We start from the raw sequence: 11,258 nt of genomic DNA, 5'->3' as shown, positions 1-11,258 counted from the left end.
CTACGAACCCCCGACCCCACCAGCGAACCTCCCGACGGAGATCGTCAACACGCTCAGCGAGTCGAGCCCGGAGCAACTCCGAGACGTTGCTACGTACGCTGAGGCTCTCGCCGAGCACAAGGAACGAGAGGCCCGTCTCGAAGAGTCGGCAGATCAAGAAGAGGTCGAGGAGCGACCAGACGATCTGCCGGATGACGTCCCGTCGAAGGCGACGATCACGATCAAGGAGATCAACGACAACCGCTACTACTACTGGCAGTGGCGGGAAGGAGACAAAATCCGGTCTCAATATAAAGGCCCCGTCAATCCCGACGAGTAGAACGCTCCAATCGAGTGGGTAGTTGTCCGGGGTGACACCGCGTCTGCAAAGTGAAAGAAGGGCTGTTAGCGCTCGGGTCGCGGAGCAGTCTCGTAGCGTTTGATGTCGTCGGTCTTATCCACGCGGTCGTAGATCTCTCGAAGCGTGTCTTGTGCCCGGTGGAGCTTATGCTCCTCAAGGAACTGTCGACCACGCTCACTAATGCCGTAGAACTTGTACGGCAGATCGTTCCGTCGTCGGTCCTCCGGCAGGAGTACTTCCTCGACGATTCCGACGTCGACAAGCTGTTGGAGGTGCTGGCGAATCGTCGTCTGGCTCTTGCTTGGATTGACGTAGTCGAGTTCCTTCAGCGTCGGTAGTTCCAACGGATGCCCGAGGATGTCCTGGAGGAGCGCGAATCGTGTCTCTTGGGTAACGGTGTTGAGTCGATCCCGAACGGACTCCAGGTCCCTTGGCGTGTGATCGGAGGTACTCATTACACAAGAATTCGTGTAGTGCGTGCAAAAGCGTTTCGCCTAGATGCGAATCGGTTTAGGGCGATACTGTATCCGAAGTGTTCGCCACATTAAAGCAGATTACGGTAGAAGCCCCGCTCGAATGAGTGATGAGCCGGTCACTGTCGACGAACTCGCCGAAAAAGCGGATGAGTATCTTCACGAGGGGTCACTCACACCGGAAGAGTACGAAGCGCTCAAACAGAGTGTTGCAGAGCTCTCGCCGATATTCTCAGCTGAGGAGTCGTACTTTGTCCTCGGAAGCTACGGGAAACCCGAAATCCGTCGTCTGCAGCTCGTGAAAGACCGGCTCAACCGGCAGCCCGGTGCGTACGCGTTCCTGATGGTCGACATTCGGAGCGAGTGGACGAACACCTACCTCAAGTTCCGGCTTCTCGCCGATTATACGGATCTCATTGTGGGTGTCGCCGAACACGGCCAAGGCGGCTTCCTCGTCGAACAAGGCTACTTCACTGCCCTCGAGAAGTACTTCACGAAGACACACGTGTTCAAACGCGAGTATGACTCGTTGAATGCGGACGCGGTCGATACGAGCATCAATATCGACAACCCGTATAGCGGAATGCAGACTGCGATCTTCGATATGCTCGACGATGCTGGACGTCTCTATCAGTGGACAACCGAGGATGACCTCATCGGGTGTGCCGAGGCTCTTGTGAGAGGACAGAATTGACATCCTCCCGCATCTGAAGACACGGGAATCCCGAGCGGTGGGTACAAGCATCTACGACGGGCCGGTCTCGGAATTCGGAATGGGAACATACCTTGTCCCGATAGCCATATCTCTGAGACGACGGACGTAGTTGAGCAACTCTCAACAGAGATCCGCAGTTGAATCAAGAAATCGGAGAACGAGAGGACCGGCGGCAGACACTCGCTGCTACAGTAGCAGTTATCGAGGAATTCCTGAGTCAATAGACGATAGGTTTAACCAACAATTCTAAGAGATTGGCTAACGACGTTGGTTAACAAGTCACGACCAATGTCCTATTCACCACCAGGTCCACCTCACGAAATCCAGCTGACATCGTTTCGAAACTCGATGATCAACCTCCAGAGGTACTCCGATAAGTCGCTCGATTCGCCGAAGAGCTCGCGGGATACTATGATCGAGAGACACGACTAGCGGAAAACATAGGGAACAACCAAGTCGAAGAGCGGGCAAAGAACCTTCCGGAAGCGTCCCCTCAAAAGCAACAATCACAGTGAAAGAGATCAACGACACCCGCTACTACGACTGGCAGTGGAGAGAAGACGAGAAGATTCGTTCCCAGTATAAAGGATCGGCCAATTCGGAGGGCAAAATTCGATGAGGAGTATCGCACTCCACGACTTCTCCATTTCTCCCGATTCCTAAAATAAGGAGCCAAAGCACTCTTCCTGTTGGTTTTCACTTCGATAGAGGTGTGTATTTCCCCCGTCGTAGAGAACACATCGATAAAGGTGTGTTCCATTGGAGTAATAGATCAAACACATCGATAGAGGTGTGAAATCCGCAGATATCCACAGGGGATTTGTAACAACAAATCGAGTGTGGAGCTATGATCGTAAATGAAGGAACTAAAATTAGATTGTTCTGCTTTTCGATCCGTTTAGGTCCTCTAGTAGCTGAACACACTTCGATAGGGGTGTGTGATGTAAGCCGACCTATACCCTTCGCCTCAATCACAATTCAAGACGCAGAGAGCCCCTATCGGAGTGTATGTGGATCTCTCCCAAATACACATCGATAGAGGGGAGGGGGCAGTGAGTCCACCACCAAAGAATGTGGTTCTAGTCAGGTCTCGTTTCGGAGTTGTGCTCTCACAACCGATGTCACTTCGTCGTCAGAGACAATCTTGAGACGAGAATCCTCACGGAGCGTGTCCAAGATGGTCTCCGGCCGTTCACCGAACTGGAACTCGAGGAACATCCCAGAGCTTGGCCCGTGGCTCCGGCGCTCAAAGTCGACCAACGAGTACGTCGTCAGCTCCTTCATCTTATTGACGTAGGATTCCTGTTGGTACTGGTCTGCATCGATCGAGTCAGTCAGGTACTGATACACCCGATACCCGGTCGTACTCCGCGCAGTGCCGTCGTTCGTTTCGGACGCAACAGCCGCCGTCGCGTACAAGCAGAGTTTCTTTTGTGTGCTAATCCCACGGACAACTTCGAGGACCCGATTCTTTTCGACCTTATCCTGGGCCTGTCGGACGTGTTCTTCGCGAACACGGTCGTCACCCTCTCGTTCAGCGAGTTCACCCGCCACACGCATCAAGTCAATCGCCTTTCGTGCGTCACCGTGAGTTTGTGCAGCGAACGCTGCTGCCAACGGGATGACGTCGTCTTCAACAACACCGTCGTGGAAAGCGTCCTGGCGCCGGCGGAGTATCGACTGAAGCTGGTTCGCATCGTAGTCGTCGAAATGGACGTCTTCAGGAGTGAACGAGCTTAATGCACGACTGCCGACCGACTCCATCATCTTTGTGTCGTTCGAAATCGCAACCACAGAGAGATACGCAGTCAGCTCGTCGGCGGCACCTGCTCGCGAGAGTTGGTAGAGCAACCGAGAGAACGCAGGCTCCTGTTTGTCCCGGCGGCCAACGAGCATATCCAGTTCGTCAAGGACGAAGACGACGGAATCGAAATTCTCGTTGACGATGCGGTAGAGTTCATCCCACTTCTCTTTCGTCGCCACGCCGTGTTTCGGAACTTCGACCTCGACGCCGGCCTCGTTTGCGGCTCTCTGTGCGAGTTCATAGACCGCGACGCCGAGCGTGTCGAGATCCTGGCAGTTGACTTCGATTGTGCCGAACTGAATATCCCGTGAGTCACAGATGCGACTAATGTTTTTGCAGACGGCTTTTGTGATGAGCGACTTCCCCGTCCCGGAGGACCGTACAAGAACAGGTTCGGGGGACGGTTGTCGCCGAGTGCCACGCGTAGCATCTTCGTGACTTCCTGAAGTTGTTCATCGCGACCGACGATTCGGTCCTCTGCAACGATGTAATTTGGATCGAGGAGTGACCGATCACGGATGAGCCCCTCCTGCTCGTCGAACTCGAGGAGCATCTCCTCAATGGATTGTGACTCCGTCGTCTGGTCCGATCCGGCGGAGTGACGAGATGACGATTGGCCTGTCGATTGCGAGGACAAATCAGAATCTGAGGAATTAGATACGAGATCCGCGTCCGTCGTGGTCTCATTTTCCGATGGATCCGAGTCTGTCGTGGAGCCATCAGAATCGTGAGTCCTCATACTGACGACCATACAACCGGGGAACAAAAAGGTTGCCCCACCCCTATCGAAGTGTATTTTGTTGCTAGAGGTGATCAAGGGGGAGTTTTTCAACAATAGTTGGCGATATTGGACTTGCTTTTCTGAAGCGGGCAACGAAGTGTTCACCACAGAGTGCGTGTACCAAGAGACACACCCCTCTATCGATGTGTTCGGTAGAAACCGGTGGGGGGAGGCTATTGGATTGTAACAAATACGCGGTCGAGGCAAGATACTCACATCATAGCCGGTAACACGTCAGTTGAGGATATACGTGAATACAGCCGGTCTATAGTTTGATTCGAGATTTTCCTTTCTTCTTTTTTCTACACACGAACAAACACACACACACCTCTATCGATGTGCTCGATCTGTTCATTTAGTTTCTGTCATTCTTCATAGTATGATCGCACTCGTCTATGTGTAAATCGGCTTCTCCCACGCTATTTCTCACCGTTTTTCGCGGATTCTTTCTACCACCGTTTGAGTCTATCTTTCCTGTTTTTACGGGTTATCGTTTCATCTGAACACATCGATAGAGGGGTGTCTGTTCATTCAAGACATCCTACGTCCCTCCTTGTACTCGATGTACTTCGTTTCTAAAGGGGGGTTGACTACCCAACGCGTAACACTTCGATAGAAGTGTGTCTCTATCCTCGGTCGGGCCCCACGGTCTTCTGTTTCGATGGATCCACTTTCAAAATTTAACCATCAGTTTCTCCTTTCCACCCATTATTGTTGGTTAATCTATTTTGCAGGGGTTTCTCCCAGCGCTATTTCGAGTATCTACCGGGGGAGTAAGCTGAGTGCCTCAGCTATTGATCACGGGGGAGTCTACCACCAATTGCTCGAAAAATAAGCCATATTTTTTCGGAGCGGTCGATCCAGCAGGCTTCGCTACTGATCTGATCGAATTGAGAGCTACCCGTTTGCTTTCGGTTGCCTCGGGTCCGTCACGATGCAGCTTTTTGGTCGAAGAGGAATTAACTACAATCCTAATAGATTGTTGTACCATCTAGTCAGAGAGACTAGATGTACACATCACAATTACCGCTGTGTAACCTAAAATAATGGAATCCAAACACTTCTTATTTGTTTCCGCTGATGCCGCACTGATCACCGACCTCGCGTGGCAGGTTCACCGCGAGGGGTACGACGTGAAGTACTACATTGAGGCCGAGAGCGACAAGGAAATCGGCGATGGGTTCGTGCCAAAAACCGACGACTGGCGCGCCGAGGTTGAGTGGGCCGATGTCATCATCTTCGACGACATCTGGGTTGGATCGGATGTTGGGACAGGGCAGCTTGCGAATGAGCTCCGTGAGCAAGGGAAAGCGGTCGTCGGCGGGACGCCCAACACGGATCACCTCGAAGAAGATCGTGGCTACGCAATGGAGATTCTCGACGAGTGTGGCGTGAATACCATCGAACATCACATCTTCAACAACTTCGACGCCGGCATTCAGCACGTTCAGGAGAACCCCGCTCCGTATGTAATCAAGCCGCTGGGCGAAGTCCAGAACGTCAAGCGACTGCTCTACGTCGGGAGCGAAGACGATGGGAGCGACGTCGTCGACGTGCTGAAGGCCTACAAAAAAGCGTGGGGCCACCGAATGAAGGGGTTCCAGTTGCAACGGAAAGTCGAAGGCGTCGAAATCGCTATCTGCGGCTTCTTCAACGGGACTGAGTTCATCGACCAAGTCAATTTTAATTTTGAGCATAAGAAATTATTCCCAGGAAACATCGGCCGTCGACGGGTGAGATGGGGACATCGAGGTTCTGGGCCGGGCAGAACAAACTGTTCAGAAAGACGTTTGGGAAGATCGAGGATTGGCTTGCGAATGAGGGGTATATCGGCAGTATCGACATCAACTGCATCGTCAACCAAAATGGGATCTACCCCCTGGAGTTCACCCCGCGATTCGGGTACCCTACGATTGCACTCCAAGAGGAATCTATTGAATCCTCGACGGGGGCGTTCTTATACGACCTCGCGAACGGTAACTACCCTGAAATACAGGTTCACAATGGGTTCCAAGTCGCCGTTCGTGTTGTTCTGCCACCGTTTCCATTCGACGACGCGAAAACGTACGATAAAAATTCCCGAAACGCGGCGGTTGTCTTCCAGACCGAGAGCCACGAGGGTATCCATCTCGAAGATACAAAGAAAATTGATGGCCAATGGCGAGCTGCAGGCGACAACGGGATGCCGATTGTCGTAACGGGTAAAGGAGACACAATGCAGGCTGCACGCGAGCAGGCGTACGGTCGTATCGACAACATCGTGATGCCGAATCTGTACTACCGGGACGACATTGGCGAGCGCTGGATCGAGGGTGAGGGTGACCGCCTCTTGGCGTGGGGATACCTCGGACCTAGTGAGGATTAGACACTAAGTCGGAACTTGTGTATCTCTCCGAGATGTCGATCCTTGATATCTCCGTAGTCTGTGTAGACGTTCGTACTCAGCGAGTGGTGTTATCCAGTCTGTCGGGACCAGGTTCGCCCGGTGGTCTGAGGACTTCTTGCACCGAACATCGAATCGACTGGTCGAATAAGCCGTCACACACGGCTGTGCGACCATCGTCTTCGAGACATTGGATGGGATACGCGGATACCAGACGCCTCGAAGTTCCTGCAGTGGGCGTTCAGGGAACTGCGACGGCAAACTGAGTATAAAACTAAGGCAGAGGGAATCACCGGTGAAACGGTGAACCCGGCATACACCAGTCAGCGATGTAGTCACACAGAGTGTGACTTCACACATTTTCACCTTCCCGTACGAGTGACTACAAGTCAATCCAATCCCGCTCACTCACGATAGACGAGCTAGTCGTGACCGATCAGGGGTTCTGCCCCTCCTCGTCCGAATCACCAAACGCTGTGAGTTTCGCTGTACGGGCGTCGCCGAGTTCCCGATGAATGCCTTCGCGATCCCAGCCGAGCGGGGAGAGTACACTCTCCGCTGCTCGAACGACCTGCGTTCGTAGTACGCCGCGTCGTACGAGTCCGGATCCTCGTGGGCGAGTGCGACTCGATCCCGCGAGGTCTTGTCGTCGTCGACGACCACATACTCGATGCTCTGCCCAGGATGGATGGAAAGGTTCTGGTCGGATGCCCGTTCGAGTGCAGCCACGTTTTGCGTGTACTGTGAATATCTGTCCAACGGCTTCGAGACGCGGTTCCGTTCGATGAGGGGAGTAGGATCTACTGTGCCTGTGTGTAGCCTCGAAATGGCACTCTCTACCACGTCTACGACGGCGTGTGAATCCCGGGTTTCGGCGAACCATTCGATGCACGCCCGCTGTGTGGCCTCAACGAACTCTGGCGTCGATCGCTGCCGGTCCTCGATTCCTCGTAATTTTAACTCATCACGTCCGTCGACGTTTCCGAAATACTTCGTTAGCGCGCCGGTTTGACTCTGGCGTTGGGGGACAAACGCGACCCACTCGTACGATTCCTCGTATTCGAGACGAATTCCGACCTCGTCGGTCACCGTCGCGGCAATCTGTTCTAGGTCCGCGCGGTCATCGTCGTCGACTTCGGGAGCCGGGGTCACCCAGATGGAGTCGACGATGCCGTGGACGACCCGCCAGCCCTCGGATTCCAGCCGCTGTTTCGCCGTCAGCAGAATCTCGCGAGCGAACGCGTTGATTGCTTCGTGGCACTCGATGTGGCCGAATTTCGCATTGCTGAACCCCTGATAGCCGAAGCAGGCAACGAGGATCCACTTCAGCGCTCCCGACCGCCCCTCGAGTTCCGCCAATCGGTCCTCATCGGGATCGTCCCGATCCTTCTCGCGACGGATGGCCGCCTTGATCTCGTCGCCAGCGTCGATGATCGGTTGCAGCACGTCGACGAGATAGCCCCGGTCGTCGCAGATCGAGTACCCGAGGCCGGGGACGTCGTCGCGATCGCTGTGGCAGTCACACCGGATGACGTCCGGCGAGACGTTCCGGGTACAGATGATGTTCGGATACAACGAGGAGAAGTCGAGTTCGTGGACGTTCTCGTGGAGGCCGACTTCGGGCGCGAAGATGAACCCGCCGCGGCCGGCGTCGTGGAGCGTCCCCATCGGCTTGTAGAACTCGTGACGCCAGGAGTTCCACGGGACGAGGACGCCGCGGTCGTGGGCTTCGCAGATCTGGATCGCCGTGAGGACGTTCCCGATCGACGCCCACGCGAGCTCCTGGACGGGCTTGTTCGAGCGCGACACGAGGTCGAGGACGCCCTTGAGGTTCGTCTCCCCGTAGAAGAACGTGTTCGACTCGTCGATGATCGCCCGGCCGGGCACGTTGTACCGCGCCGGGGAGTGACCGACGCGGCCGTAGCTCGAGTACGTCGACCGGCTCGCGAGTTGCTGGTAGTCGACGTCCGGCCACCGACTCAGCGAGAAGTCGTCGACGCCGGCGTCCGTCGCCATCTCGTGGAGGGTCGGGACGATCTCGCTCGTCGAGCAGACGAGGACGTCCGGATCGTGTGCGTCGAGCGCCCCTTGGACGGCGGTCAGGAGATCCGTCGGCGAGCCGGTGACGGTGTCGCCGGCGACGGCCAGCTCCCCATAGACGTCGTTGCTCGTTTCGGTCACCGGAACGCTGAGCCGGAGCGTCGACAGCTCGCTCGCCGGCGTCGGATCGGCGCCGGTCTCCAGACAGTACCGGAACTCCCGCGAGAAGTCGACGTTGAAGCAGGCGAGATCCCCGACTGGATAGGCCGACAGCTGGCGCGCTTGCCGGGCGAGTGGGGTGACGCGGTCGATGTGGGTGACGTCGACGGCGAGAACGGCCTCCTCGTCCCGTCGAAAGCCCGGCCGTCGCGCAACCAGCTCGGTCGCGACGACGTCCGGGTGCTGGTCGTACACCGACTGGAGTGTCGTGAGGTCAAGGTCGTCATCAGGGTCGCGAGCGGCGACGTAGAAGCGTGGGGTGTAGTCATCGCGTTCGGTCGCGACGGCGCCGTCGACGGTTGCCTCCCACTCCAGGACGCGCCCGTCGTCCAGAAAGTCGATACTGAACGGCATCGTCACTGGTTCGCGTCCGGTGGAGCGGCCTCTTGGTCATCGCTCGTAGTGACTGCGGCTTCGAGCTCCTCGAGGCGTTCCTCGTGGTCATCGAGGCGGGCCTCCTGTTCGAGATCGATGCTGAGCAGCGCCGACAGCAGCGGGTTCTGGTGGTTCAACAGCCCGCTCGCGTCGGCGTGCTCGCGGGCGTACTCGAACAGCCGGTCAAAGCGCGGCTGGTCGCGACGCCGCAGTGCCCGCCGGAACTCCGCCCAGCGCTCTTCGATGGCCCGCAGTGCATCACGGTAGGTTGGGTTCGTGCGCCCCATCGCTATCGCCCTCCGCCGGTCGTCGTCCACGCATCGAGCAGGGGGTCCGCGGTGGCCGCCACCGTCTCACCGTCAGCTGTGACGCCCTCCGGGGTCGGCGTCGACGGCGCCGGCGTCGTCGGTTCCACGCCGACCTGCGTGGCGCGTGCCGCGAGCAGCTGCCGCCAGTACGCGAACGTCGTCTGGTAGTACGCGCCGTCGTCGACGGGATAGACGAGCGTCTCGAAGTCTTCGCCGACGACCCGTGGCCCCATCCGGGTTTGCTTACACTCGAGGTGGTGGTCGGCGACCGTTGCGACTGGCTCGGTGAATTCGTTTCGTTCGTTTCGCGTAACGAGCACCGGGATGCCGTACCCCTCGGCGTAGGTCGCTAACCGGGCAAGGGTGCGGGCCTGGAGGGTTTTCGCGTGGGTTTCACCGAGGGTATCGTCGGCGCGGTACTGGGCGTCGACGGCCGGCGCGGCGATGAGGGCGGGCGTGTGGGGCGACGTGTCCTCGTCACGACCTTGCGCCTCTCCACCGGCCGCCCGGGCGTCGGCGGTGGACGTCTGGATCGACTTGTTCACTGCCGTCGGGAGATCACAGACGACGCCGTAGTGCTGGTAGGCAGTGAATCCGCGTGCCACGTGGATTCGGTTGAGCAACCGTTGACTGGGCGCGATCTGAGCGAGTGTTGTCGTCGTCGCGTGTCCGTTTGCGTCGACCCAGAAGGCGGGCCCGTCGTGCAGGAGGAGATGGTCGAGCACGAGCGACTGCAGGATCGGGACGCCGCGGCCTCCTTCGACGTCGAGCAGGGTGATACCGTCGTCGAGTTGCGGCAGCAGCATCTCGTCCGCAGCCGGATCGGCATGATCAGCGAGGGACCGATTGCGGTCAGCTCCCCGTGTCGGCTGGTCTACCGCCAATCGATTCGACGTTGAGTGTTCTCCCATACTCGACTAGTTGTGTACGTTCCCGATAAGCCGCGGCGTGGCGCTTCCGCGTTTCAGGGAAGGGCTGGAAGGAATGTAGAACTGGACTCAGGCAACGGATTTCTGCCATCGTTCGACCGTTTCCGAGATGGTTTCCAGAGAGGAAGGCGGACAGTATCGGCGGATTAACCAACAGTCCGGCGGGACCTCAGCTCAACCGTTGGTTAAGACTCTCTGAATCTATGATGATATCGCTCTCACGGAATTCTGCTGACGGCCCCGCATATCCCCCGAGCCTACGATCTGATGTGATCGACGATCGTTCTCAGCGCGGTTACATCGTCGTTATTGTACTGTTTGAGTCGATCCCAGTCTGGTTCTTCGCCGTCGAGGAGATATCGTGTGTACTTGCTCCCGACCACAAATCCATCGACGGTCGGGTCTTGATATTCAAAGCCGAGTGCGCTCGCTACGACATCCAATTTATGCCGATTGAAGGGTCCGAAGAGTTCCTGTTGTGCAGTTATACCGAGATCGTGTGCTCGCTCCAGATGGTCAATCCCCTCAGTTATGCCGTGTTCGTCGAATCTGCGACTTAGACACTGTTCGTCGAAGTAGTTCCCTCCGTAGTAGATGATTGGCTCGGTGCTATGGTCATTAAGGTACTCAGACAACTCCTGAAGGAGTGCTGACTCGTCGTCCGGATCGAAGAATTGTCGATACGTGTCGTTCTTGTAACTGTAGGTGCCGACCAGCCAGATCCGATCCTGCTGAAGATCCGTTTCTATGTCCAAGAGGAGAGGCTCCGTATCGTGAAGGTCGTCGAAGGCGGATTTGTTTAGAATCACGACCTCATCGTTTTCGAAAGCCTGTCGATGAGCAATCCACCGGTCCACGTGCCATGACGAGGCTCCAGGGAGGGCTTCGAGT

7 protein-coding genes and 4 pseudogenes are annotated in these 11,258 nt (G+C 56.5%); 5 read left to right on the top strand and 6 right to left on the bottom strand.

From position 1 onward, the window contains the following. The coding region (locus tag ACP99_RS16210) for a hypothetical protein (protein WP_081927546.1) at positions 1-319 on the top strand (319 nt) is incomplete at its 5' end. A gap of 65 nt (positions 320-384) precedes the next feature. Here the strand turns inward: ACP99_RS16210 and ACP99_RS16205 are convergent. After that, positions 385-795 carry a helix-turn-helix domain-containing protein gene (locus ACP99_RS16205; protein ID WP_049987593.1) on the bottom strand — a complete coding sequence of 137 codons (411 nt, stop codon included), beginning with the start codon at positions 793-795 and terminating at the stop codon, positions 385-387. Between the two features lie 121 nt (positions 796-916). Between ACP99_RS16205 and ACP99_RS16200 the strand changes: the two genes are divergently transcribed. Both ACP99_RS16200 and ACP99_RS21060 read left to right on the top strand, forming a co-directional pair. Continuing rightward, positions 917-1,507, top strand: coding sequence for a hypothetical protein (locus ACP99_RS16200; RefSeq protein WP_049987592.1), 591 nt, complete (start codon positions 917-919; stop codon positions 1,505-1,507). A gap of 309 nt (positions 1,508-1,816) precedes the next feature. Further along, a pseudogene (locus tag ACP99_RS21060) lies at positions 1,817-2,147 on the top strand (hypothetical protein). Positions 2,148-2,611: 464 nt separating this feature from the next. Here ACP99_RS21060 and ACP99_RS16195 read toward each other — a convergent pair. Beyond that, a pseudogene (locus ACP99_RS16195) lies at positions 2,612-3,885 on the bottom strand (orc1/cdc6 family replication initiation protein). Positions 3,886-5,159: 1,274 nt separating this feature from the next. Here ACP99_RS16195 and ACP99_RS21055 point away from each other — a divergent pair. Continuing rightward, positions 5,160-6,478, top strand: a pseudogene (locus tag ACP99_RS21055) (phosphoribosylamine--glycine ligase). 147 nt (positions 6,479-6,625) lie between these two features. Further along, positions 6,626-6,913 carry a zinc ribbon domain-containing protein gene (locus ACP99_RS21435; protein WP_081927545.1) on the top strand — a complete coding sequence of 96 codons (288 nt, stop codon included), beginning with the start codon at positions 6,626-6,628 and terminating at the stop codon, positions 6,911-6,913. A gap of 19 nt (positions 6,914-6,932) precedes the next feature. Here ACP99_RS21435 and ACP99_RS16185 read toward each other — a convergent pair. From ACP99_RS16185 to ACP99_RS16170, 4 genes and pseudogenes are all read right to left on the bottom strand, one after another. Continuing rightward, positions 6,933-9,109 (bottom strand): annotated as a pseudogene (locus ACP99_RS16185) (type B DNA-directed DNA polymerase). A 2-nt stretch (positions 9,110-9,111) separates the two neighbouring features. Continuing rightward, entirely contained in the window at positions 9,112-9,417 is a 306-nt protein-coding gene (locus ACP99_RS16180) for a hypothetical protein (RefSeq protein ID WP_049987591.1), read from the bottom strand. Between the two features lie 2 nt (positions 9,418-9,419). Continuing rightward, positions 9,420-10,349: a hypothetical protein gene (locus tag ACP99_RS16175; RefSeq protein ID WP_345775639.1), complete on the bottom strand. Its 930-nt coding sequence runs from the start codon at positions 10,347-10,349 to the stop codon at positions 9,420-9,422. 275 nt (positions 10,350-10,624) lie between these two features. Further along, positions 10,625-11,258 (bottom strand): ribonuclease H-like domain-containing protein (locus ACP99_RS16170; RefSeq protein WP_231554323.1); only part of this gene is annotated, 634 nt, incomplete at its 5' end.

The organism is Halobellus rufus, assembly GCF_000739575.1.
GTDB classification, from domain to species: Archaea; Halobacteriota; Halobacteria; order Halobacteriales; family Haloferacaceae; genus Haloquadratum; species Haloquadratum rufum.
This window is presented reverse-complemented; position numbering and strand designations above follow the sequence as displayed.

What these genes read in the sequence shown, in the direction of transcription:
- ACP99_RS16200 (WP_049987592.1), top strand. Translation starts at nt 917, where the DNA reads ATGAGTGATGAGCCGGTCACTGTCGACGAACTCGCCGAAAAAGCGGAT.
- ACP99_RS16175 (WP_345775639.1), bottom strand. Translation starts at nt 10,349, where the DNA reads ATGGGAGAACACTCAACGTCGAATCGATTGGCGGTAGACCAGCCGACA.
- ACP99_RS16180 (WP_049987591.1), bottom strand. Translation starts at nt 9,417, where the DNA reads ATGGGGCGCACGAACCCAACCTACCGTGATGCACTGCGGGCCATCGAA.
- ACP99_RS16205 (WP_049987593.1), bottom strand. Translation starts at nt 795, where the DNA reads ATGAGTACCTCCGATCACACGCCAAGGGACCTGGAGTCCGTTCGGGAT.